This is a genomic window from Altericista sp. CCNU0014 (assembly GCF_044923475.1).
Taxonomy (GTDB): Bacteria; Cyanobacteriota; Cyanobacteriia; order Thermosynechococcales; family Thermosynechococcaceae; genus JAAURS01.
Map to the genome: position 1 here is coordinate 5216466 of NZ_CP137338.1, position 22428 is coordinate 5238893.

The window sequence follows — 22428 nt, forward strand, 5'->3', positions numbered from 1 at the left end:
CTCCATTATAAATGGCCGGACGGTCGAACCGCTTTGGGCAAAAGTTTAGATCGAAAGCGCTCTGCTCGAGCGGGCTACCGCTAGCGCCAACGGGAATGAAGCGAATAGGGGAAATCGCCCTAAAGTGCCAAAAAAGAGGCCGAGATATTTTCGGTCTAGACCGACGCTAGAATTCTCAGGCAAACAGTTAACGGTCAATTTACTGCCAATGCCCCGAGTCAGCGATCGCGCGGCTGCGTCCGAAGCCGCTAAGCGGGAATTGTAATCTGAGCCGTAGGAGGCGCAAACAGCATGACCCCGTTACCAACTACCGCTTTATGCCCGGATAGCGCGCAGGCGCTGCCCGAGACAAAATCGGCGATGCGCTGGGCTTGAACGGGACCCAGTTTGTCTAGATTGAAAAGCACGATCTCGCCGTCTTTCAGCGCTGCAATTGCCTCTCGCGTCTCTTCGAAGGTTTGAGGAGACAAAAAGGCAATCTTATAGCTGGATCCCCCAGTTAAAGGCAGTAGGTTTCTCATGGAGCCTCTCTATGGATCGGAACGAATTAGTCTAGGATCTTTGTCATGACATCTAGATCCATCGAACTTAATACTTTTTTAAAAATCTTATGTTAAACCTTGCCAGGATGCAAAATATTACCTGCACGATCGGTTACGGCACCTCGTCCTCAAAAATTTTTTCGAGGGAGAATAAGAGCCTGTCTGGATTGACTTTGCGTCCTCAAGATCGGAGCGCGCAACCCGCAATGAATGCAAACAGACTGAGAGCAATGGGTGTGTGAACATACAAAAATTCATGTTTAGGTGGATTGGATGCTTGGCGATCGCGCTGTGGGCGGCATCTTTAGCATTACCAGCTTGGGCAGACGATCCAGCGATCGCGCAACCTGCGGCGTTATTTGAAGTGCATTGTGCGGGCTGTCATCTCAACGGCGGCAATATCGTCCGGCGGGGCAAGACGCTGAAACTCAAAGCGCTTCAGCAAAATTCAGTGGATTCGGTCGAGGCGATCGCCGCGCTCGTGACCGACGGGAAAAACAACATGTCGGCCTATCGAGACAAGCTCAGCGCGCCGCAAATTGACGCCCTCGCCCGCTATGTTCTCGATCGGGCCGGTGAGGGATGGTCCAAATCTTGAGCGGTTATCCCGAACCGTTAGCCCCCAAGCCTCTGCAGTAAGGCGCTGAGTTTGCGGTAGTCTTCGGATTGGCCTTGGCCTTGGCTGAGGTAGAGCTGCTTGGCCGTTTTAAAGGAGGCGATCGCCTCTTCCCTGCGATTGCGATCTTGAAGCGCCAGCCCTGCCCGATGGTGAGCGATCGGGTTCTGGGGCTGGTTCTGAATCGCCTGACGGTATGCCACGAGCGCGCCTAAGGAGTCTCCTTTAGCCCTCAGAACGTCGCCGACGCCAATGTATCCATCCGGCAGTTTGCCATCGGCGTTGGTCGCGCGGCGATAGGCTTCTAGGGCTTCGTCCAAACTACCTTGGCTTAGCAAAACATTACCCGCTCTGACATTCACTTTGGCATTTCTGGGTTCCAAGGCCATGGCCTGATTGACAGCAGCCGTCGCTCCCTCGGCATCGCCTTGGGCCAAATAGGCGTAAGCCAACCCAACCCGGACTTCTCCATTTTTGGGGGCCAGCTCGGCGGCCTTTTGCAGGGCGGCGATCGCCTCTCGCGTTTGCTGCTGCTGCAATGCTAAGATTCCGAGCGCGCGGAAGGCGTTGGCATTTTTAGGGTCAACTTCTACTATTTTTTGATAGAGCTTCAGCGCGCCGGAATAGTTACGCTGGCGGCTGTAGATCACTGCTAAGCCTTCGTAGGCATCGATGCGTTTTGGGTCGAGTTGCAGCACCCGCTTGTAGGCTTCAGATGCATTGTCATAATCGTTGAGGTTAGCCAAGCAAAAGGCTAGGGCATAGTAAAAATTTGGATCGCGACCCTCAAGGGCGATCGCCTGCCGATAAGCCTGCGCGGCCTCTGGGAAGGAGCCTTTCTGGGCGTGGATAAACCCAATGGCCGAATAAATCCGCGCGTTTTTGGGATCTAATTGCAACGCCTGCTGATAGATGGGAAGCGCGGCATCGTATTTGTTCGCGTCAATCAAAGCTTTACCGCGCTTAAACAGTTCGTAAAGCTGCAGGGCGTTAGCGGGAGACGGAGTGGTAGGCGCGGGCTGAGCTTGGGCAGCGACGCGAAGGGGGGTAAAAGCGCCCATCCCCAAAGATAATGCCAGACTTGCAATCAAAATGGACTGAGTTCGCACGAATGGCTCCTCATCGACACAACATCATAATTCCCTAAGACTGCGGTCGAGCCTGATTTGAGCCTTACCGAAGACTTCGGTGCAGTTGGGCAATATTAGCCTACCGCAAGGGTAGAATTTTTCAGCCTACTATATTCTGCCCCCTGGCGGAACTCCATTTTACGCAAGCGTTTGTTTGCAGTCTCAACGTCAATCTCTGTGCTAGCTCGCTAATATTCAGGAGTACACTGGATGTGTCTCTCCTGGCATTGCTGTCATTTTCTGGTTTGACCTAATTTTGGGAGCGTGCCACAACCCCCCGCCGCTCCATCCTATAAGCTCGATCGCCCCGGAAAGATCTGGAAAGGATGTCATTTTCTCGCGAAAAGTTCTAGTGGAGTGAAGTGCGAAACCCCATGCTGTACGTGCAGAAGTTGTTGAAGCCCGACGGTCGCGCGCTGACCCTGTACGGTCGCCACCCAATCTCCGCTGACATTACAGCACCAAGCCCCAGTCCCGAGCCGATGCAGGCCAATCCCCACCTGCGCTGGCATCCGCTGCGGGGCGAGTGGGTTTCTTATGCCAGTCACCGTCAGGGGCGGACGTTTATGCCGCCCCCTGAATACAATCCCCTAGCGCCCACTACCGATCCTCAGTTCCCGACAGAGCTGCCCCAGGGAGACTACGATATTGCCGTATTCGACAATCGGTTTCCGTCGCTGGTTCCTTCGGCGACAGATGCACCGCCTGCAATCGTGGACACGTTGCCCGCCAATGGAGCTTGCGAGGTTGTCGTATTTACTCAAGATCCGCAGGCAAGCCTGAGTTCGCTATCCCTCGATCGCTTGGAGCTGTTGTTTCAAGTGTGGGGCGATCGCACCCTCGCCATCAGCCAGCATCCTCAAATTCAATACGTCCTCCCGTTTGAGAACAAAGGTGTTGAAGTTGGGGTAACCCTGCACCACCCCCACGGACAAATTTACGCTTATCCCTTCGTACCACCCGTTCCGGCCCGAATGGGTGCCTGTCAGCTTGAGTACTACCAACAGCACCAGCGAGGCTTACTCCAAGATTTTATCCAAAAAGAAATTGAGGACGATCGGCGCATCCTGTATCGCGATGAGTGGGCGCTCGCCTTTGTTCCCGTCTGCGCACGGTATCCCTATGAAGTTTGGATTGCCCCAATTCAACCCGTTGCAACATTTCTGGATCTGACTCCAGAGCAGCGATCGGGACTGGTCAAGGCGCTCAAGACCGTGACGCTGAAATACGACGGCTTGTGGAATCGTCCGTTCCCTTATCTAATGGCCTGGTTTCAAGCACCAACAAACGGCGATCGCCATCCTGAATGGCACCTCCACGCCGAGTTTTATCCGCCCTATCGCACCTCCGACAGACTCAAATACCTGGCCGGTACCGAACTCGCAGCAGGAATGTTTGCCAGCGATACCTTGCCTGAGGAGAAAGCAAAAGAGTTACAAGCGATCTCCGTTGACCTGCATTAGAAAAGAAGAAAGCACCACTTAAACGATGATAAGTTTCGAACAGATTTTCAATGCAGCTCCTGAAGTTGAGGCAAGCGCGCCCGGACGCGTCAATTTGTTGGGCGAACACACTGACTACAACGAAGGTTTTGTGTTGCCCACCGCAATTCCCCAACAGACCAGAGTTAGCATTGGATACAGTCCCAACGATCGCCACCATTTTTATTCGGCGAACCTAGAAGAGGGGGTAGATGTTGCCCCTTCAAAACTCGTACCAGAGGGATTTGCCCGTTACCTTAACGGCTGCATCCGGGTACTAGAAGAAGCAGGCCATTCCATTCCTCCCCTTAACGTACTCGTCACATCTTCCGTCCCGATTGGCGCGGGGCTATCTAGCAGTGCAGCGATAGAAGTAGCGATGTTGCGCGGGTTGAGATTGCTTTTGAACTTAAATTTATCCCCCGTTCAAATTGCCCAACTGGGTCAGCAGGCAGAGGTTCGATACGCGGGCGTAAACTGCGGCATTCTCGACCAAATGGCCGCTAGTTTGGCTGATACAGATCGCATGGTGTTCCTGGATACCCGCACGCTCGATCGCCAAATTCTACCCTTTCCCACTGGCACTAAGATTTTAGTGATTGACAGTGGGGTAGCGCGATCGCTCGCCAGCAGTGCCTATAACCAGCGCCGCGCCGAATGCGAGGCGGCAGCGCGAGCGCTGGGCGTTAAAGCATTGCGAGACATCAGCGATCCTCAGGCAACAGAAACGTTACCTTTCCCTCTTCGCAAGCGTGCCCGCCATGTCATTACAGAAAACAACCGGGTTTTGAAGGTATTGGAAGGCGTTTCTGCTTGTGCTTTTGGGGAATTGATGAATGCCTCCCACGCCAGCTTGCGGGATGACTACGAAGTATCTATACCCGCATTAGACGAGCTTGCAGGCATTCTCCAAAATACGCTAGGCGTGTTTGGGGCGCGGTTAACTGGCGCTGGCTTTGGCGGCGCGTGCGTAGCATTGGCGATCGCAAGTGAGGTCAGGTCGATCGCGAAAAAGGCCCTCGCGCGCTATACCAACGCTGGATATAACGGGAAGATTCTAGTTGGCTAGGTCCCGCGATCGCAGCAACAATGTAAACCTTTTTTGCGGTCACGATGCAATGGAACTGAAAGCATTTGCTAATTCGTCAGGTGCCCTAGACCGTCAGCATTGCAAATAGGTTGGCTAAACCGCTCGTTGCGGTTCTTATGACAGTTGCGCGGTTTTTGCGAAGTGTCTGGGTAGCTAAAAGTGTTTCGGAGGATTGGATGTGCTTGCCATGACTGTAAATTTTGAATTACCTAGCTTTCACCACACTCAGCCAGTCAAGTTTGTAGGTGGAGAAGGAGTTGTAAAAAAAGTCAAATCCGAAGCGGGGAGATGGATTTACTACGTCGAAATGACGCTAGGACAAGAGCCTAGCTTTGGCAGAGTTGGAGAAGAGACAACCATTATTCTGAACGAATCAGACTTGCGCGCGGCCTAACCGTACGATCGCAATTCGCTCGTAGCGTCAAATCCACGGTTCGTCATCGTCTATGTCCTGTTGAGGAATGCGCTCGGGATTGGGTTCCCCACCCTCACGGGACTTGGGAACGGTCGGTTTGGTTGGAGGCTGAATCGAGCTTCTAATTTGCTGAGCAAAAGGCGTCAGCTCTTCCTTTAGCTCTTTTCCAATGCTTTGGGCGCGTTCTTGGAGTTGCTCCAGCAAGGAACGTCCCGTTTTAAGCGCTTCCTGAGACGGAAACTCCTCGCGGGCAGCTTTGGCTTTTTGAGTGGCCTGCTCGGCGATCGCCCTAACCTGCTTTCCCAGTCGCTTCGTCGTGGTTTGGGCCGTCTCGGTCAGCGACTGTAAATCCTCCGCGACTTGAACCACTTTTTGCTCGATTCCCTCCTGGTAGGCAGCGATCGAAGGGACAGCCCTCTCCGCAACCAGCACGCGCTTTTTGCCAATCTGTACGATGCCCCGCGTAGGAAGCTTATAAATGCTATCGATAAATCCATGCCAGCCCTGCGAGCGAAACAAATAGGCCGTAATTTTGCCGGTCTCTAGATCGAAGAGGCAATCTGTGATGTGCCCCAACCGATTCCCGGCATCGCTCCACAGCTCGTGGCCGATGAGCGTTTCAAGCACCCCAACGTGCTCGGTATCCGTTTCGACAGGCAAAGAATTCACGACAATCCCTTCCGCACCGATCGTGAGGAGCTGGCTCAGCTTAAACGCAAATCTTTTTTTCGTTAAAAAGCTGGACTTGCTGATAAACCCCATGACTCGATGGGCCTCAGGATGCATCCATACCACCTCAACCTTGCCAAATTCTTCGGCAGTGGTTCGATCGAGGACCAGCCGATGGAGCAGTTCGCTATGTCGATAGGTTGGAGAAGAATCAGACATGGATGCCAGTTCGCGCGAGTAGGGTTAAGAATCCAATCGAGGATCGCGGACTCGATCGGTGGGCTGGGAGGACGGTTTGGTTCAAGCAGGATCGAGTCCGTACAGAGCATTTCGGCAGAGCAGCGTGGCGGACTACCTTTAGTTTATTCCTTCCCAGAAAATGTTACAAAAAAGGCCGGAGAGTGCATCTCTCCGACCTTTTCTTCTAAGAACTCGACTTAGCGCGAAGCCAGGCCAATCCTGCGATTAGTAGTTGCGAGCAAAACTGCCGCCGCCACTGCTACCCCGACGATCGCCGCCAAAGGAACCCCGACCGCCGCCACCGCTATTTTCGCGGGGCTTCGCCTTATTCACCTTGAGGGTACGACCCATCCATTCCGCGCCATCGAGAGCCTCGATCGCAGCCGTTTCTTCCGTTTCGTTGTTCATTTCCACAAACGCAAACCCACGGGGACGACCCGTTTCGCGATCGGTTGGGAGCTGAACGCGCGCAATTGCACCATACTCGACAAAAACAGAGGTCAAATCCTCTTTCGTAACCTCGTAGGAAAGGTTACCAACGTAAATCGACATAAGTAATATCCAAAATCAGAGTGTGTAGAGAGTGGGATTTCGGAGCAAAGCCTGACTAATTAGACCGAGGAAAACCTGATTAACTTAGAGACAAACACTGCAGCCGATACTTTATTCTCACAGGCCATCTTAGCGCAATCTTATTGAGATTCTCCGATCTAGTTCGACCTCAAGCTGGAGTTAATGACATCAGTCGATGACATCTGATGACATCAATCGATGACATCAGATCGGCTCGACGGAGATTGGCGCGAGCTAAACCAGCGCGAGTACCACGGGCTGTCGCTGCGGTGCGATCGCTTGAGTTCCGAAATTTGCGCTTGCAGCCGAAGGTTGGCCGACTCCAGCGCCGCCACTCTGGCAACCAGCTCGATATTCCGGTTAAATAAATATTTGTTGCGGGATTCCAGCAGCGTAACGTAGGGATCTGCAGGAGAGGATTTTGAGGAAGCAGATTTCCCTTCTAGAGGCTTGCCGGACGATGCTTCAGACAGGGAGACGAGACGCTGAGACGTTGCGATGAGTTCTGGATCGAGCTCGATCGGAGGCGTTTCCCAAGGATCTTTGGGGTCGGATGTCTCTGACTGCATTAAAATCCCCTAGGTCGTTTGCATAATGGCGGTTATAGGGCCAGTGTATCCCGCTTCTAAGCGCGCTCGCCAGCATTTAACCCGATCTTGAACTGACGCGGGCAACCACTCGTCAAAGGCGGGATAAACGGGCAGGCGGGGTTGGAGTCTCCAGGTTTTTGGGTCTAGATGTTCTGCGAGTCGATCGAGGGTCGCGTGCGCGTAGTCTGGATTGACGTGGTCGCGGGGAACCAGTCCGCCTAAATCGCGCGCGCCTGCCTCCAGACAATCTCGCAGGTGCTGGGGAGACCGCACCAAGTTGGGCGGGATTTGCAAGGTAATGTCGTCGGGAAGAAGTTCGCGGGCGATCGCCACCAATGCCGCCATCTGGTCTAGCTCGAACCCCGGTCCGGCCCACTGTTCCTGCTGCCCCGGACTGTAGGGCTGTAAGATCGCTTCCTGAATGTGGCCCCAGCGCAGGTGAGCGGCGGCGATCGCCTTGAGGGAGCTTCGCCGCTCTGCCTGGGTTTCGCCCAAACCCAAGAGCAATCCCGTCGTGAAGGGAATTTTTAACTCCCCCGCCCATTCCAACTGCTGGAGGCGGAGCGCCGGATCTTTGCTGGGAGCATTGCGATGCACCGTTTCCTGCAGGCGAGGCGTCGTCTGCTCTAGCATCAGCCCCATTGAGACGTTAACCTGTCTCAGGCGAGCCATTTCGTCGTAGGATAGCGGGCCTGCATTGGTATGGGGCAAGAAACCCATGGATAGCGCTAATTCGCAAATTTGGTAAATCCGCTCGAACCAGTCGCGGCGGCGGGTGCTGCGGGGATGGACTTCCCCGCTCAGTACCAAAATCTCGACAATGCCGCTCTGACGCAAAGCAGAGAGCTGCGCTGCCGCTGCTTCTAGCGTCAGCCAAGGGCTTTGACCGGAATCCGTCCTGAAGTTGCAGTACGTGCAGCGATTGAAACACTCGTAGGTAGGGACGAGAGTAAAAGCTGGGCTATAGGTAATGACTTGAGGGACTGCCATTAAATCCGTTACCTGCGATTGATGACCTGCTATTTGATGGCGTCCGTCGCATACACCCGCCCTTTCCACGCCCCGCCCCGCCCCTGGAGATGGCGCAAGGCAGAGTCTGCGGTCATCAAGGTGTAGAGCGCCGCAATAAACGGAAGCGCGAACGCCCACAGGGGAGATAGGCGATACAGCCGAACGGTCGGCCAGTAGGCCACGGTCATGAGGCCCCAAATCAGGGCGGCGATCGCCACAACCGACCATTGCCCGGTCGCCCAGCCCAGCAGTACGCCTGCGGGCGGCACTAAATAGATCGCAACCATGCTGAGTAAAGACACTAACAACAGGCTAAAAGAGTAATGCAGTTGGGTAAACGCCGTCCGCGCCACCATCGTCCAAATCGTTTGGAGCGAGGGGTAAGGGCGCAGGCTGACGATGTCGGTGGTCAACCCCAGCCAAATGCCACCCTTACCGTCTCGCGCTGAAGCTGCACCCTTGATGGCAGCCCCCAGCGCGCAGTCGTCAATCAAGGCTTTGCGAACGATCTCAATTCCCCCTACCGCCATCAGCGCGTCCCGACGCACGAGGATACAGCCCCCAGCGGCGGCAGCCATCGCATGCTGGGACTGGTTGACCCACGGAAAGGGATAAAGCTTTTGAAAGAAAAAGACAAAGGCGGGAATCAAGAGTTTCTCCCAAAAGCTCTGACAGCGCAGCAGCACCATCAACGACACTAAATCGAGATGCTCTCGTTCGGCTTTGACGGCCAGTTGCCTGAGGGTGGAATGCCCGTGCAAAATATCGGCATCCGTGAGCAAAAAATAGTCCGGCAAGGGCTGAAGGTCGTCCTGAAGCACGCGCTCGATGCCTTGGTGGACTGCCCATAATTTCCCAGACCAGCCTTGGGGCAAGGGCTGCGCCGTTATAATTTTCAGGGGCGTTTCATGCTGGCATCGTTGAGCTGTTTGACGCGCCACCTCTGCCGTGCCATCCGTACTTTGGTCGTCCACGAGCAGTACTCGAAACGAGCCGGGATAGTTCTGAGCCAGCAATCCCGGCAAGGATTGCGTCAGCATGGCTGCCTCATTGCGAGCCGGTACGATCGCGCAAATGGAAGGCCACTGGGGCAGCGATGCCTTGTTCGAAACCGCCAGCCGCTGATCGCACCGCCAAAATCGACCTCTAAAAGCCAGGAGATAGATCCAGCTCAGGCCGGACAAACCCAGCGCCAAGAGGGTAATTACCATACAGTCGCTCCACTCCAACACAGTTCATTTCGCCCTTGATTCCGCGCGCTACCCATCACGCCATTGCGGCGGATTGCTGTAGGCGAGACAAAAATGGAACGTCCGCGACGACGGCAGCGAAACCGTCGATGCTAACGGTCAAGCCTGCTCCACCTGCCTTGGTTTTCAGGTAGCCCAGGCCAAAAAAACCGTCAGCCGTTGCTACGGCGCTGGTCAAAACACCCACTTTTTGCTCGCCGAGGAAAAGAGGCGTGCCAGGTTGGGCCGCTCGGCTCATTTTAAGACCCCAGAGCTGCTGTTTGACCCCGTTGTAGGTATTCAGCCGCGCGATCGTTTCTTGTCCGATATAGCAGCCTTTGTTAAAGGACACCGTATCCCAAAGCCCCGCCTCTAGAGGATTGTAGTCTTCGGTTAACTCTGCCTCTGGAACGGGACGACCCTGTAGAACCCGCAACTGTTCCCACGCGCGCTCGCCTAGGGGGATGGCTTTCGCTTCCGCAAGTACTGCCCACAGTGCGGCACCATCCGCTCGATCGGTAATAAGGGTATAGCCTTGGGCACTCAAGCCGCTGCCTGCGGCAATGCGAACGGAGAGGCCGGACAGTTCGGCGGTGGTGTGGGAATCTAGGGTTTGAGGCAGGTCCGTTGCGCCTAGATTCTGAAGGAGCGTCGTACTGTCTGGGCCGAGCAAACTAAAGCAGGCGGTGCTGTCGCTCAGGTCGGTCAGCTCGACTTTGTCGCCAAAGAAAATGTAGCGATCGAGCCAGGTTAGGAGCTGCTGTCGTCGATTGGGCGAGGTCAGCAGCAGGATCTCGGCCTCGGTGACGTAGGCACTCACGAGGTCGATGGTGCGGGCAGTGGAGGTCAGAATGACCGTCTCACAGCCTTGTCCGGGTTGGAGTCGCTTCAGGTCGTTGGTGCTTTGGTTGTGCAAAAACGTAAGGCGATCGCCCCCACCCAGCCGCAGTCTTCCCCAATGGCTGCGATCGTAGATCGCGACGGATCGATCGACCGCCGCGATCGCCTGGACATCGTTACCAAAAGTGACGGGAAGACTTGCCTCCAGTTGAGCGCCTTGAGCGCGCTGATAGTCTCGCAGTGCCTGCATATCTGACGTTCTCAATCCCCATCTAACGCTTGAGCGACTTACCGTACGACGTAAGCCACTTCTCAGTCTAGCGGTTTCGTTGGCGTCGTAGCCCTTTAAAGGGTCGTTGAGTTTGAGATTCAGAAATCAAAACAGGTGTTTCGCGGCGATCGCAGCCGTTTGGAAACCAAACTCAAGCTTTCCGCCTCCGCAGCATCCGCCAGGCGATCGGCAACCTTGGCCGCATACCCCTTCAAAAAAGACCAAGCGAAGGGTGCCAACCAGCCCCGCAGCATCACGCAGTAAGAAATATAGGTCCCGCAAACGCTCGCCTCAATCTGATACGTAACCCGTTCTTCCAAACCGGGCAGTCCCAAAACCCGAATGCTCAAAAGCTGCTGCGGTCGCACCCCTTCGACAAACATCCGAAATGGCAGCGGCACGAGGCGATTAATGGCTTCGTAAATCAACCCCGGTTTAGGAACTAATCCGTAAGGCACGTTGGTGCGAGCGATCAAAGGATGCCAGGACAGGTCGGCCAGATCGATAATTTTTTTCCACGTCAAATCCACCGACGCGGGAGTCAGCGCCCGATATCGCCTTTCAAACGTCCAGTGCAGCGTAGAACTGCGTTTTTGCGTTCCCTTCGAGAACCAAGTACGGATCGTCATTGGTTTAGGCTCAAGTGCAGCAGCAAGATACAGATCAGATCCATCCTACCCTCTTCCAATCCAAGACCCAATATATCTATTGACCGAGCTAGAGGGAAGGGGAAATAAATGAAGGCTACCTCGTTCTGGAGCGCCGAGGGGACCGAGGGGGCCGAACCGCCAGTGCTGGACGTAGCGGTTCAGCACGTCCTGGCCGATAATCCCTTCTATCCCCAATGTTTGAAAGATCGGGCTGTTGACCACCAGAACGTTAAGTTTGGTAAGCTGCTGCGTTTGCAAGCCGAAGCGATCGAGTCGCGCCCGCTTTGCTTGCGTTTGCCCCCCCAGCCCCGCAACCCGCAAACTTCTGTCTGCCTGAGTGGGAATGGAGAGCCGCTGCACGAGGCGCTCTGAGAGGCTGGTCGCCGACGCGCCAGTGTCTACCAAAAAGCGATACGGCCCTTTGCCGTTGACATAGGTGGGGGTTGTCATCACACCCATGCGACCTTCTAGGGGAAGCCCAGAGGCGACGGGGCGAGAAGCCTTGACCAATTGCAGCGTGCGCCGTTGGGGATGCAAAATGATGTCGAAGCGGCTGAGAAAGTCGAGGCCCAAAATACCCGCCGTTTTGAAGGGCAACACTTTTGTCGAAAGTCCAATCCCATACAGTTTGCTCACCTGCGCTCTCCCCACTTGCAGCGGGGGCAATCGATAGAGCGACATTTTTTGGTCGGCAAACTGCTGCCCGACAGCGAGGTACGCCAGCATTTCCGAGGGGATGGGCTGTCCCTTCAGCCCCAGTTGTTGAGCGATCTGATTGTCCAGAATCGAGTTGGACGCGCCCGAGTCCAAAATAAAGGAAAAGGTCTGACCCTGGATGTTGACGGGAAGGGTAAAGAGAGACTGGGAGGGCAATTGTTGCAGTGCGACGTTGGCTTCACCTTGAAATTGAGGTTTGGGAAGCGCGGTACCCGTCGCCCGCATGAGGGCAGTCATGCGATCGCTGGCATCCGAGCGCACCGTCCCGTCGGGGTTGAGCATTACAACTGAAAACACGCAGCGGGTCGTAATTTCTGGGGTAACAGCAGTATTGGTTTGCTTTAGTTTTTGCTGAATGCACTGTTGCACCTGAAGCAGGAGCGGGTTGACGGAAGGTCGAGCAGAAGCCTGTTCCTGGGCTAATCCGCTCCAGAGTGCCATCCAGGTCGCAAATCCGCAGAACCACGGCTGAAAAACGCGCCGCCCAATCCAACGGAACGAGTGCTTCATGGATATGGGTCTCCAAAATGGATGAGATCTAGGGTTTGAGGGCAATCCAGGAATTCTTGAGCCAGCAAAATTCCGGCAATGCTCCAGGTTTGATAGCGACGAGCCATCCGTCCGATCAGACGACCGTTCCCTCCATCATAGTATTCCGGCCATCGGTCGTGAATGAGCCGATGGCCCGCCTTCACGATGTCTTCTCGGAGTTGCTCCGTCAGGCTGGGATGCTTGACTTTGAGGGTGGCGGCTGCCAGCATCCAAACCAGCATGGGCCAGCTGCCGCCGTTGTGATAGGACCAAGGTTTATTTTTAGGATCGCATCCCGTGACCAGTTGCCACTCCAATCCTTGTATGGCTGGGTAGCAGACCTTCATCGGCATTTCTCCCAAGAGGTCGGCATGGCGCAAATAAATCAGATCGAGGATGCTGCGGGCTTGGGCTTTGGGAAGAAGGTTACCGATGACGCCCATTAAATTGCCAATGGCAAAAAAGCGGCAGTCGAGATGGGAAGGACCGAGGTTGCCGACCAGATAACCCGCTTTTTCGGGCAACCACTGAATGAGGTGCTCGTAGGGGATGGATTCTGGATAAAGGTTGTATTTGTTAAAAAAGTAGTCTTCGGCGTCGATGCCCGGCGGGGGATCGTACTGTTCGCTTTGGGCTTGGTACAGCATGCGCAGTCGGCGGAGGTCTAACCAGTAGTCTTCGCAAATCTGGCGCTGGAGCCGTCGGAGCCGATGCCGGATTCTGATTTGATAGGGTTCGTCGGATTTGAGAAAATCGCGGGCAACCTGAAGTCCGGCAAAAAAGAGGGTTTGAATTTCAAGGGGGTAGCCGTTTAACCCCATGCGCCGATCGATCATGCAGGCACCATCGGGCACCATGATCATGGGTTCGGCATCGAAGCGATTGGATAGATAAAGGCTTAAAATCAGGCGAATGCCCCGCCTCAATTTGGGCTGCGGCTCCTTGCCGTCGAACAAGTCCGGGTGCATCTCGGTCTGGTCTTGGGTGCAGGCGAGGTAATAGGCCTGGAGCAAGATCAGCCACCACAGACAGGAATCGACAGGGGTGACTTGGGCGATCGCCCGTTCGCCGTAGTCGGGTTTCAGGATATCGCCCTCGACCTTAAAACTGGCGGGCATCATGCCAGGCGATCGCTCCATATATTTGGATCGCTCTGGCGTAATTTGCAGGTGAAGGATCGTGGCGAGAAAATTGCCGACGACTTGGCGACTGGATACGGTTTCGCCGTCATGTCCGGCAATCTCTTGGTTTCTAATCAAATAGATCAGAGCGACAGGAAAAAAATCGCGAATAAAGCACTGATCGTAATTGACCGAAGAGCTATCCGAGGGGACGTCCGCTGCCTTGGTTCCAAGCGGTTGACCTTGGTGATAGACCAAGTATTTGGCTTGATTGAGTTCTCTCCAAGCAATTTCTTTGAGGCCACTCCAAGACAGCGTTACCACTTCTACTCCTTTTTCAGCCTTTAGGGTCAGTCGCGATCGAGAGGTACGAGCCTAGCTAGAACCAACGCCAAGCTGTAGGAAACGATTTTTTCTATCTCGGTCGAGCATTATTCAATGGCAAGGCGTTGATAGATGACGGACAGGTTTTGTAAATGATGCTGCGGGTCGAAGCATTCTGCTAATTCTTCAGCAGAAAGATGAGCCTGCACCTGGGGATCTCGCGCGATCGAGGCTCTAAAATCGCCGCCGTCTCGATTCCACGCCTGATGGGCGTTGCCCTGCACGATCGCGTAGGCATCTTCGCGCAGCATGCCTTTTTCGACCAGGGCGAGCAAGACGCGCTGGCTGAAAATGACGCCACCATAAAGGTTCATGTTGCGCTGCATGTTATCTGGGTAAACCAGTAAATGCCGCACTAGGTCGGTGGTTTCGACCAGCATAAAGTGCGTCAAAATACAGGCATCGGGCATCATCACCCGCTCGGCGGAGCTGTGGGAAATATCGCGCTCGTGCCAGAGGGCAACGTTTTCGAGGGCGGTGGTGGCGTAGCCGCGAATCAGCCGCGCCAATCCCGTCAAGCGCTCGGAGCGGATGGGGTTGCGCTTGTGGGGCATGGCGGAGGAGCCTTTTTGCCCTTTGGAAAAATATTCTTCGACTTCGAGGACGTCGGTGCGCTGAAGGTTGCGGATTTCGACGGCGATGCGCTCGATGGTGGCGGCCAATAGGGCCAGGACCTGCAGGTAGTTGGCGTGGCGATCGCGGGAAATGACCTGGGTCGAAGCGGTATCGGGGGTCAGCCCCAGCTTTTGACAGGCGATCGCCTCGACCTGCGGGTCCACGTTGGCGTAGGTACCCACGGCTCCAGAAATTTTGCCAACCGCAATCTCTGTTTTGAGCGCCAGCAGCCGATCTTTACTGCGCAAAACTTCCGCCAGCCAACCCGCGAGCTTAAACCCAAAGGTAATCGGTTCTGCGTGGATGCCGTGGCTGCGACCCACCATGACGGTATAGCGATGCTGGCGGGCTTGGGTGCGAAGGGCATCGACGAGCGCGTCCACGTGCTTCAAGATAATCTCTAGACTTGCCACCAACTGAAGCGCGAGGGCGGTATCGAGCACGTCAGAACTGGTCATGCCGACGTGGATGTAGCGGCCTGCATCGCCGACGTATTCGTTGACGTTGGTGAGGAAGGCAATCACGTCGTGCTTGACGGTGGCTTCGATGTCTAAAATTCGCTGCGGGTCGAAGTCAGCCTTTGCTTTGATTTCGGCGACGGCTTCTGCCGGAATGGTACCCAGTTCTGCTTGCGCTTCGCAGGCTGCAACTTCTACCTGGAGCCACGTTTTGTACTTATAGGCTTCAGTCCAAAGGTTGCCCATTTCGGGCAAAGTATATCGTTCTAACAAGGTGGCTTCGCAGATTACAACTGAATCATTGTAAGCTGTTGCACTGCCTTTTGCATCGGGGGAGATCGTTCCACTACGCGATCGCGCGCCCTTTCCGCGCAAGAAGGGTAGTAGACTTACTTCCGTTCGGGGTGCTCTAGTTCGGGTACGCCGCCCATGGCATTGATGGTGGCAATCATCTGGTACAACCGTCCCAGATCCCGCTGGTTGAAGTGAAACACCAGTCTCGGGAGCTGTTCGGTTTTGTCCATGACCTGCTGGGGTTGGGGCTGCTGGTGCTCGATTTCTCCAGGAAGCATGCTGCTTTTTTTGATGCGGCCCGACAGCAAAATATCGCGAAAAGTCTGGTTGAGGGTTTCGACTTGGGCGTCGGTCAAGTCGTGGTTGAGCCGAATCACGAGGCGATCGCCCACGTATCGACTGGAGTGATAGACGCGGTAGAATTCCGAGATCGCCTCGCAGCCCGTCTGCAAGTCATCGGTAATGGTATACAGTTGCCGATCTTCTGGATCGATCAGCTCGCGCGGCAGCAGCTCTTTTTGAATGTAGTTGTCCCAAGCGTGCCAGTAGGTCCCCCCCGGTTTGTCGATGAGCACCACTGGAACGGGGGGCGATTTTCCCGTTTGAGTGAGGGTGAGGCACTCGAAGGCTTCATCTTGGGTGCCAAATCCGCCTGGGAAAGCGGCGATCGCGTCGGCTTCCCGCAGAAAAAACAGTTTGCGGGTAAAGAAGTACTTGAACTTGATCAGCTTTGGGTCCCCTTCAATAAAGGGATTGGAATTTTGCTCGAAGGGAAGCTGAATGTTGAGGCCAAAGGATTGTTCGGCTCCGGCCCCTTTATTGATCGCTTCCATGATGCCGCCGCCAGCTCCGGTCATGACCATAAAGCCTTGCGCTGTAATCCGGCGGGCGAAGTTCGCGGCCATCTGATATTCATCGCTGTCTTCTGGAAGGCGGGCGGAGCCAAAGACGGCAATTTTACGGACGTGGCGGTAGTTGTGAAAGACCTGGAAGGCCCGTTCCATATCCTGGAGAGCCGACTTCAGGATTTTCCAATCCAGCCGAGCGATGTTGTCCTCTTCAGTCATTCGCAGCAGGGTCACCAGGGTTTCGTAAATGTAAGGACCGTTCTGAAGGTTCGGTAAGCGGTCTAAAAAATGGTCGAAGTCGTTTTTTAGTTTCTGGATCGCCTGACTTGAAAGCTGAGAAACCATAGCGCGCGCTCAAAGAGTGGGACTCTATTGTACTGAAATTATGGCACCCTGCGTATCGCCTATTTTCCTCGCGCTACTTCTGGCTTGCAATTCCCGAGCGCGTCTGAGCTGAATCGGCATTCGCTACCCCCGCAACGTCCGCCTCCCATTAGTTCAAGCCAGCGCGATCGATTTCTCCCATGGCACAGCCGGGACTGACGGTCTTGCCAGCAGCCAACAGATCGGCAAAGGAAACATCGGGCCGAATTTGGCCCGCCAGGTTAATTTGAAGTTCCGTCACCATATTGACCCTATCCCGATCGATGTCTCGCTTGCATTCGATCGCGACCTTCTGTCCGGCACCCGTCCCGAAGGATCGGTCGAAACTGGCACGGATTTCTGCCGCGCTCAGCTCTGTCCCGATCGCATTGGCAAATAATTGCCGAACCTCAGAACCATTGACCCGATCTTGGAGCTGAATCGTATCTTGGAAATACCGATCGGCAGATGTCCCGTAGCAAGTTCCATGCTTATACCATTCGTGCAGTTGAAGATTGGACGAAAAACCGGGCATTTTTTCCGCTAAGGCTTGACTGGTGGCGGCAGACAGCTCGATCGGGGGCAACTCATTCCATCGATTTGCTTTATCGATATCGACTAGATCGCTGCTGACGCCGCAATATACGTTAGATCTGGGCTGAGGCCACAGTCCGTGGATGGCAAAATGAGTCGCATCAAACCGATCGGTGGTTTGAGTTCTGCATTCGATTTTATCGGGTTTTGTTTCGCAGAAAGCCGGTTGCCAGCTTAATGCTAATAAATAGTCCTTCCGATTAGAGGGGCTATTGTCATTCCCGACGGGCGGCTGATTTTCCTGGGCGATCGCACCTAAGAGTTGGCCGCATTGTTTGGCCACCCAACGTTCGACTGGATTAGCGCCATTAACTTCGATTAAATAGTGGGATTCGTCAACTTGATTTTTTCCCACCACGGGGTAGACGCGATCGGGGACTAGTTTGATATTGCCTGGATTGGAACCCGTTCGGATCGATCGCACTGCTTCGCAATTGCTTGCAGCTTTGAAGCTATCGTCAAGCCGCACCAAAGCATGGGCCGGAACTGCCCACAAGCTCAGACAAAAGACCGATGCGACGACGAACAACAAACCTTTCTTGAAGATTGCCATTGTATTTCTCTTTTTGAAATAAAATATGACTGCAGATAATTTTTTGGCGCTTTTCTTCAGACCCAACTCAACCTTTTCATAATAAATTAAAGAGCTACTCTCAATTATCCCAGAACTTTCAACATGCAACCATTAAGTAATATATTAGAAGTAGAAATTGTATTTCTTTAAAGATAATGCTCGTATTTTCTCACTCGAAACTAACTCAATGTCAATCTGATTTTTTCTGGATAAATCGGGATCTATCGACGTAATTCCTTACAAAAACTGGAGTCAAGAGGATTTTATATGCCTAAATTTAAGGTTATGACCTGGAACGTTGAAAATCTCTTTCAATTGGGAGCAGTAGGTGGGCCTAAAACAGAGGCGGAATATCGGCAAAAGCTATCTAGTTTGGCAGAAGTCATTCTCAATCTCGCGCCGGATGTCTTAGCCCTTCAAGAAATTGGCAGCGCAGAAGCCTTGAGCGACTTAGGAGAACTGCTCGCAGGAAAGTACCCCCATCGTCAACTCTCTGCAAACCCAGACGGACGGGGAATTCGAGTTGGTTTTCTCTCAACCCTTAAGATCGAGGAACGCGAAGAGATTATCGATTTTCCGGCGGTTGGACTCCCGAGCGTCCCCGGCATCGACGCGCGAGCAAATCTAGACAGCGTGACTCGTCTGAGTCGGGGAGCGCTGAGAATTTTGGTCAAACCCGCCACCAATTTACCGATTCATCTCATTACAGCCCATTTGAAATCTAAATTGCTGAGCTTCCCTACGGCCTCGGGCAGCTCGCGCTTTAACCCGAAGGATGAGAACGAACGAGCGCGAGTTGCCGGAATCGCCCTCTTAAAACGAACTGCAGAAGCAGTGGCGTTGAGGGTAATGGCCAATGAGCGATTGCAAGGCAACCGCCAAGAAGCACTCGTTCTCTTGGGCGATTTGAACGATGTGACCGATGCCGCCACGACTCAAATTCTCAACGGTCCTGGCGGTAGCGAGGTGGGCACTGCCGGATTCGATCGCCCTGACGAGGGAGACGATACCCGATTATTCAACTTGGCGTCCTTGATTCCCCTGGAAAGGCGCTTCTCTCGCGTGAACCAAGGCAATAAGGAACTCATCGACCACATTTTGGTGAGTCAAGAGCTTCTTCCCGGCAAACCGCGCCGTCTTCCTGTGGTGGATAGCCATATCGATGCATTTGGAACGCTGCCTTCAGTTGGCAACAATCCCGCTGCCAGAAGCGGCGAGCCAGCTTCCGACCACGCTCCCATTACGGCTGCGTTCGAGTTTTAGACATTGTTAGCGGTTGACCAGCGCCTCTCCCCGCCGATACAGTTCGCGAGCGTAGTCCGTCCAGGTGCCTTGACCCCAATACCGGAAGCAACTGGTCTGCACGAGCAGGTTATACAGCAATGCTTCTTGGTAATCTTGCCGCTGTGTAACGGTTGGGTCGGCCTGCACTTGTGGGTCGTATTTTTCGTGGAATTTGGCGCTGAGCTGATTCATGGGTTCTAGCACGTTCTCGTAACCCTGCACCCAACTCAGATCGTTGGTCCAGGAGGCACCGTCCATGTGGAACTGATGGTCGGTGGCTTTGAGTTCGGCGATCGCCTCTTCAACCCCTGCTGCGGTCGCGCGATCTGGATCGACCCGCTGCCAAATCTTGTGCTGCTGCACCGCCTGACAGGTGGGATAGTCCTCTGGATTTACTCTCGCTGCCTCAATCAGCTCCAGATATTCCGTACCGTTAAAGCCCACCACGCCGGATTGCTGGTCGCGGATTTCATGCCACGGTCTCGGGAAATCGCGAGGGAATTCGTTCATCATCACGCCGCCATTTTCGCCATCGGCAATTTGCGTGACGAGGGAAGGCACTTCTACCCCGCCGATGGTTTGTCGTCCCCAACCTTTGGCTTCGTAGTAGGGCTGCATCTGCGCGACCAGCTTGGTATCGGAGCCTTGGGTTTTGATCAGAGCCGTGATGCTGATGGTGTCGCCTTTAGAGTTGCGCGCGACTAAGCGGTTCGGGATATATTTCTGGGCCTGACTCAGGCTGGAGCCATCTAAGTTTTCCAGGGAATGCTCTTGCACCATCAGCCAGCGGTAGCCGCATTCTTTGAGGGCTTTGATGTATTCGTACAACACGTCGGGATGGTTGGGCATGTGCATTTCCGGCGGGGAAAAGCCTTTGACGCGTTGAAGGGCTTCGGTTCCAAAAATAGAGGCAAAATAATGCTGCCAAGCTTGAATCTGCAGCTTGAGGTCGGGAATTGGGGTGGAGGGCACGACGGCATGGCTCCACATGGTACCGAGCCATTCGACGTAGGGCTGGTATTGAGGGTCGCAGGTGATGCGCTTGAGGTTGTCGAGAATGTCATTGCGCCCCATTTGAACGAGTCCCCACAGCAAATTGCCGGAGTAGTCCAACATGATGCGCGGGTTGCAGCCTTGGCTCACCAACTCGGGAATAAAATCTCCCATGCGGCTGTAACACCAGGCAAAGACGCTGGCGTTATGGTTGTCGCCGTCGCCTTGGTGCTCGAACATATGTTGCAGGTTGCAAATCAACTCGCCGTTAGCGCCAGCAGGGATGGTGGGCTGATGCATGTGCAGGGCGCAGGCAAATCCAGCGCTAATGTTGTCTAGGCGCAGGTTAGTTTTAGATAAAAAAACAGGTTCGCAATGACGGGTAATGGCTGTAATCTCTGCTTCCGCTCCGGCGATGTTGGGCAATGCGGCTTGAAGATTGTTGTTGAGTGAGGGCGCTGCTGCAATCATCGTCAATATCCTTTAGGTGTGAGGGTCGAAGTGCTGGGTCGCCAACCAACCCATCTATACCACGATACTGCTGGCTGTATCTGCCTCGCTGTAGTCGAGATTTGAATTTTGTACGAATCAATACGCATCAGAATTGGGACTGTGCCTTCCCTTGCACTCCCGTCGAGCCGAAGCCGCCAGACGCACGAGCAGAATCCTCTAGGGCATCGACCGCCTCCACCGTTACGCTGATAAACGACGCAATCACCATCTGAGCGATCCGCATCCCCGGTTCTACCTGAAACGCCTGCGTTCCGTGATTGATCAGAATGACGCAAATCTCGCCGCGATAGCCTTCATCAATGGTGCCGGGGGTGTTGAGTACCGTAATCTGATGCTTTAATGCCAACCCGCTCCGAGGTCGGACCTGAGCCTCGGTACCCGGCGGTAGCTCAATGGCAATTCCCGTGCGAATCAACTGGCTTTCCCCCGGTGCAATGTTTTTTGATTCAATCGAGACCAAATCCAACCCCGCATCCCCCGGATGGGCGTACTGAGGAATGACGGCGGACGAAGAAAGGCGTTTAATTTTTAGTTTCATAAAATTGACTTTAGTCCAGAAACCAGACGATCGCACCCTTCCTTAACCGTCTCTGGTTCGAGGGCGGCATAGGCCACGCGCAAGTAACATCCCTCATTCATGCCAAACGTAGTGCCGGGAATCACCGCAACGCCATGATCTCGAATCAGACGTTCGACGAGCGTCATGGCAGGCATAGAGGTGCCAAGAGCGAGCAGACCGTAAAACGCGCCCTCTGCCTCGGGCATCGTGCAAACGGATTCGAGCGAGGCGATCGCCTCCAATATAGATAGACGGGTCGTGGCGATCGCCTTAATTTTCTCCGCACAATAAGCTCGCCCAGCAGTCAGTGCCCCCAACGCTGCATATTGCGATATTACGGGCGGGCAGATCAGAATAGTGTCCTGAATTTTCTGGACCGACTCTAGCAGGCGAGCTGGAATCGCCATATAGCCAATCCGCCAACTGGCAAACCCGTAAGCTTTGGAGAGGCTAAACAGAGAAATTGTATGCTGAGAGCCTGGATCGAACTGGGCGGGCGAAACGTGGACCGCGCCATCGTAGGTGAAATACTCATAGGCTTCATCGCTGATGTGATAGATGCCGCGTGCTTGACAGAGCTGATTGACCGCCCATAACGCCTCTGACGGATAGACCGCCCCCGTAGGATTGTTGGGCGAAATGGTGACGATAGCGCGGGTGCGATCTGTAATTGCGGCTTCGATCGCCTCCACCTGAAGCTGATAGTTTCGATCCGTCGGCACCAAGACGGCCTTACAGCTTGCCATCGCGATCGCCATTTCATGGTTGAAGTAGTAGGGCACTTGCAGGACGATCTCGTCGCCCGGCTGGGTAATCGCCAACAGCGCATTGACAAACCCCATATTGCTCCCCGCCGTCACCACCACCTGATGGATACCATCGAGGCGGATGGCGTTCTCCGCAGCGAGTTTGCGCGCGATCGCCGTCCGCAGCTCGGGAATTCCCTGGACCTCTCGATACTTGTTGAGATCGGCATCGGCCAGAAAATTGGCAATCGATCGGGCCACTTCTGGCGGAGGGCCATAGGAAACCACCCCTTGTCCCAAAGAAATAGTACCGGGATTTTTCCGAATCAACTCTCCCACAATAGGAATAATAGGAGACTGAACCGCCTGCATGCGCGAAACAAACCGACCTGTTGCTACCATGCCATCCATCAATATTTTTATAAGCGGCGAACCGCAAAACAGTTAACCCAAAGGCGATATCCATTCCCATTGTAGGCAACAGAAT

Annotated in this window: 22 protein-coding genes; 5 read left to right on the forward strand and 17 right to left on the reverse strand. The window is 54.3% G+C overall.

The annotated features are described in order from the left end of the window. Positions 1-248 precede the first annotated feature (248 nt). A complete protein-coding gene (locus tag R6H26_RS24895) occupies positions 249-521 on the reverse strand; it encodes a cell division protein SepF (protein ID WP_404786396.1) in 273 nt (90 codons plus the stop codon). Between the two features lie 277 nt (positions 522-798). Between R6H26_RS24895 and R6H26_RS24900 the strand changes: the two genes are divergently transcribed. Further along, positions 799-1140 (forward strand): c-type cytochrome, encoded by a 342-nt coding sequence (locus R6H26_RS24900; protein WP_404786398.1) that lies wholly within the window; start codon positions 799-801, stop codon positions 1138-1140. Between the two features lie 17 nt (positions 1141-1157). Here the strand turns inward: R6H26_RS24900 and R6H26_RS24905 are convergent, their stop codons facing one another. Then, positions 1158-2267, reverse strand: coding sequence for a tetratricopeptide repeat protein (locus R6H26_RS24905; RefSeq protein WP_404786400.1), 1110 nt, complete (start codon positions 2265-2267; stop codon positions 1158-1160). A 395-nt stretch (positions 2268-2662) separates the two neighbouring features. Here R6H26_RS24905 and galT point away from each other — a divergent pair, with 395 nt between their 5' ends. The 3 genes from galT to R6H26_RS24920 all read left to right on the forward strand — a co-directional run bounded on the left by galT (position 2663) and on the right by R6H26_RS24920 (position 5253). After that, complete coding sequence (galT, locus tag R6H26_RS24910) at positions 2663-3751, forward strand: galactose-1-phosphate uridylyltransferase (protein WP_404786402.1); 1089 nt, start codon at positions 2663-2665, stop codon at positions 3749-3751. Between the two features lie 25 nt (positions 3752-3776). Beyond that, the gene (galK, locus tag R6H26_RS24915) at positions 3777-4838 is read left to right on the forward strand and encodes a galactokinase (RefSeq protein WP_404786403.1); all 1062 of its coding nucleotides are present in this window, start codon (positions 3777-3779) and stop codon (positions 4836-4838) included. Between the two features lie 208 nt (positions 4839-5046). Beyond that, positions 5047-5253, forward strand: a complete 207-nt coding sequence (locus R6H26_RS24920; RefSeq protein ID WP_404786405.1) for a hypothetical protein — start codon at positions 5047-5049, stop codon at positions 5251-5253. Between the two features lie 27 nt (positions 5254-5280). Here R6H26_RS24920 and R6H26_RS24925 read toward each other — a convergent pair whose 3' ends face one another. From R6H26_RS24925 to R6H26_RS24980, 12 genes are all read right to left on the reverse strand, one after another. Then, entirely contained in the window at positions 5281-6162 is an 882-nt protein-coding gene (locus R6H26_RS24925) for a PRC-barrel domain-containing protein (protein ID WP_404786407.1), read from the reverse strand. Between the two features lie 246 nt (positions 6163-6408). Then, positions 6409-6735, reverse strand: coding sequence for an RNA recognition motif domain-containing protein (locus R6H26_RS24930; protein WP_404786409.1), 327 nt, complete (start codon positions 6733-6735; stop codon positions 6409-6411). Between the two features lie 212 nt (positions 6736-6947). Continuing rightward, positions 6948-7325 carry a hypothetical protein gene (locus R6H26_RS24935; protein WP_404786411.1) on the reverse strand — a complete coding sequence of 126 codons (378 nt, stop codon included), beginning with the start codon at positions 7323-7325 and terminating at the stop codon, positions 6948-6950. A gap of 9 nt (positions 7326-7334) precedes the next feature. Further along, complete coding sequence (gene cofG / locus R6H26_RS24940; RefSeq protein WP_404786412.1) at positions 7335-8336, reverse strand: 7,8-didemethyl-8-hydroxy-5-deazariboflavin synthase subunit CofG; 1002 nt, start codon at positions 8334-8336, stop codon at positions 7335-7337. A gap of 29 nt (positions 8337-8365) precedes the next feature. Further along, on the reverse strand, positions 8366-9568 hold the full coding sequence (locus R6H26_RS24945) for a glycosyltransferase (protein ID WP_404786414.1): 1203 nt from the start codon (positions 9566-9568) through the stop codon (positions 8366-8368). A gap of 55 nt (positions 9569-9623) precedes the next feature. After that, positions 9624-10676, reverse strand: a complete 1053-nt coding sequence (locus R6H26_RS24950) for a YgfZ/GcvT domain-containing protein (RefSeq protein WP_404786416.1) — start codon at positions 10674-10676, stop codon at positions 9624-9626. A gap of 119 nt (positions 10677-10795) precedes the next feature. Beyond that, positions 10796-11326, reverse strand: coding sequence for an SRPBCC family protein (locus R6H26_RS24955; RefSeq protein ID WP_404786418.1), 531 nt, complete (start codon positions 11324-11326; stop codon positions 10796-10798). A gap of 45 nt (positions 11327-11371) precedes the next feature. Next, complete coding sequence (locus R6H26_RS24960) at positions 11372-12574, reverse strand: retropepsin-like aspartic protease (protein ID WP_404786420.1); 1203 nt, start codon at positions 12572-12574, stop codon at positions 11372-11374. Further along, positions 12571-14040, reverse strand: coding sequence for a glycoside hydrolase 100 family protein (locus R6H26_RS24965; RefSeq protein ID WP_404786422.1), 1470 nt, complete (start codon positions 14038-14040; stop codon positions 12571-12573). Before R6H26_RS24965 ends, R6H26_RS24960 begins: the two co-directional genes overlap by 4 nt. A 107-nt stretch (positions 14041-14147) precedes the next feature. After that, positions 14148-15446 (reverse strand): adenylosuccinate lyase, encoded by a 1299-nt coding sequence (gene purB, locus R6H26_RS24970; protein WP_404786424.1) that lies wholly within the window; start codon positions 15444-15446, stop codon positions 14148-14150. 116 nt (positions 15447-15562) lie between these two features. Beyond that, positions 15563-16660, reverse strand: a complete 1098-nt coding sequence (locus R6H26_RS24975) for an LOG family protein (protein WP_404786426.1) — start codon at positions 16658-16660, stop codon at positions 15563-15565. 148 nt (positions 16661-16808) lie between these two features. After that, positions 16809-17825: a hypothetical protein gene (locus tag R6H26_RS24980; protein WP_404786428.1), complete on the reverse strand. Its 1017-nt coding sequence runs from the start codon at positions 17823-17825 to the stop codon at positions 16809-16811. Between the two features lie 288 nt (positions 17826-18113). On the opposite strand from R6H26_RS24980, the gene R6H26_RS24985 reads away from it, so the two are divergent. Further along, complete coding sequence (locus tag R6H26_RS24985) at positions 18114-19109, forward strand: endonuclease/exonuclease/phosphatase family protein (RefSeq protein WP_404786429.1); 996 nt, start codon at positions 18114-18116, stop codon at positions 19107-19109. A 6-nt stretch (positions 19110-19115) separates the two neighbouring features. Here the strand turns inward: R6H26_RS24985 and R6H26_RS24990 are convergent, their stop codons facing one another. The 3 genes from R6H26_RS24990 to R6H26_RS25000 all read right to left on the reverse strand — a co-directional run bounded on the left by R6H26_RS24990 (position 19116) and on the right by R6H26_RS25000 (position 22343). After that, positions 19116-20594 (reverse strand): glycosyl hydrolase family 57, encoded by a 1479-nt coding sequence (locus tag R6H26_RS24990; RefSeq protein ID WP_404786431.1) that lies wholly within the window; start codon positions 20592-20594, stop codon positions 19116-19118. Positions 20595-20721: 127 nt separating this feature from the next. After that, the gene (gene dut / locus R6H26_RS24995; RefSeq protein WP_404786433.1) at positions 20722-21174 is read right to left on the reverse strand and encodes a dUTP diphosphatase; all 453 of its coding nucleotides are present in this window, start codon (positions 21172-21174) and stop codon (positions 20722-20724) included. Continuing rightward, positions 21171-22343: a pyridoxal phosphate-dependent aminotransferase gene (locus R6H26_RS25000; RefSeq protein ID WP_404786435.1), complete on the reverse strand. Its 1173-nt coding sequence runs from the start codon at positions 22341-22343 to the stop codon at positions 21171-21173. Before R6H26_RS25000 ends, dut begins: the two co-directional genes overlap by 4 nt. Between the last annotated feature and the right edge of the window lie 85 nt (positions 22344-22428).

Excerpts from the sequence above, each read along its gene's own strand:
- R6H26_RS24925 (WP_404786407.1), bottom strand. The coding sequence starts at position 6,162 with ATGTCTGATTCTTCTCCAACCTATCGACATAGCGAACTGCTCCATCGG.
- R6H26_RS24900 (WP_404786398.1), top strand. The coding sequence starts at position 799 with ATGTTTAGGTGGATTGGATGCTTGGCGATCGCGCTGTGGGCGGCATCT.
- R6H26_RS24945 (WP_404786414.1), bottom strand. The coding sequence starts at position 9,568 with ATGGTAATTACCCTCTTGGCGCTGGGTTTGTCCGGCCTGAGCTGGATC.
- dut (WP_404786433.1), bottom strand. The coding sequence starts at position 21,174 with ATGAAACTAAAAATTAAACGCCTTTCTTCGTCCGCCGTCATTCCTCAG.
- R6H26_RS24975 (WP_404786426.1), bottom strand. The coding sequence starts at position 16,660 with ATGGTTTCTCAGCTTTCAAGTCAGGCGATCCAGAAACTAAAAAACGAC.
- R6H26_RS24990 (WP_404786431.1), bottom strand. The coding sequence starts at position 20,594 with ATGATTGCAGCAGCGCCCTCACTCAACAACAATCTTCAAGCCGCATTG.
- R6H26_RS24980 (WP_404786428.1), bottom strand. The coding sequence starts at position 17,825 with ATGGCAATCTTCAAGAAAGGTTTGTTGTTCGTCGTCGCATCGGTCTTT.
- galT (WP_404786402.1), top strand. The coding sequence starts at position 2,663 with ATGCTGTACGTGCAGAAGTTGTTGAAGCCCGACGGTCGCGCGCTGACC.
- R6H26_RS24985 (WP_404786429.1), top strand. The coding sequence starts at position 18,114 with ATGCCTAAATTTAAGGTTATGACCTGGAACGTTGAAAATCTCTTTCAA.
- R6H26_RS24955 (WP_404786418.1), bottom strand. The coding sequence starts at position 11,326 with ATGACGATCCGTACTTGGTTCTCGAAGGGAACGCAAAAACGCAGTTCT.
- R6H26_RS24920 (WP_404786405.1), top strand. The coding sequence starts at position 5,047 with ATGACTGTAAATTTTGAATTACCTAGCTTTCACCACACTCAGCCAGTC.
- R6H26_RS24960 (WP_404786420.1), bottom strand. The coding sequence starts at position 12,574 with ATGAAGCACTCGTTCCGTTGGATTGGGCGGCGCGTTTTTCAGCCGTGG.
- R6H26_RS24935 (WP_404786411.1), bottom strand. The coding sequence starts at position 7,325 with ATGCAGTCAGAGACATCCGACCCCAAAGATCCTTGGGAAACGCCTCCG.
- R6H26_RS24895 (WP_404786396.1), bottom strand. The coding sequence starts at position 521 with ATGAGAAACCTACTGCCTTTAACTGGGGGATCCAGCTATAAGATTGCC.
- R6H26_RS24930 (WP_404786409.1), bottom strand. The coding sequence starts at position 6,735 with ATGTCGATTTACGTTGGTAACCTTTCCTACGAGGTTACGAAAGAGGAT.
- R6H26_RS25000 (WP_404786435.1), bottom strand. The coding sequence starts at position 22,343 with ATGGTAGCAACAGGTCGGTTTGTTTCGCGCATGCAGGCGGTTCAGTCT.
- cofG (WP_404786412.1), bottom strand. The coding sequence starts at position 8,336 with ATGGCAGTCCCTCAAGTCATTACCTATAGCCCAGCTTTTACTCTCGTC.
- R6H26_RS24950 (WP_404786416.1), bottom strand. The coding sequence starts at position 10,676 with ATGCAGGCACTGCGAGACTATCAGCGCGCTCAAGGCGCTCAACTGGAG.
- galK (WP_404786403.1), top strand. The coding sequence starts at position 3,777 with ATGATAAGTTTCGAACAGATTTTCAATGCAGCTCCTGAAGTTGAGGCA.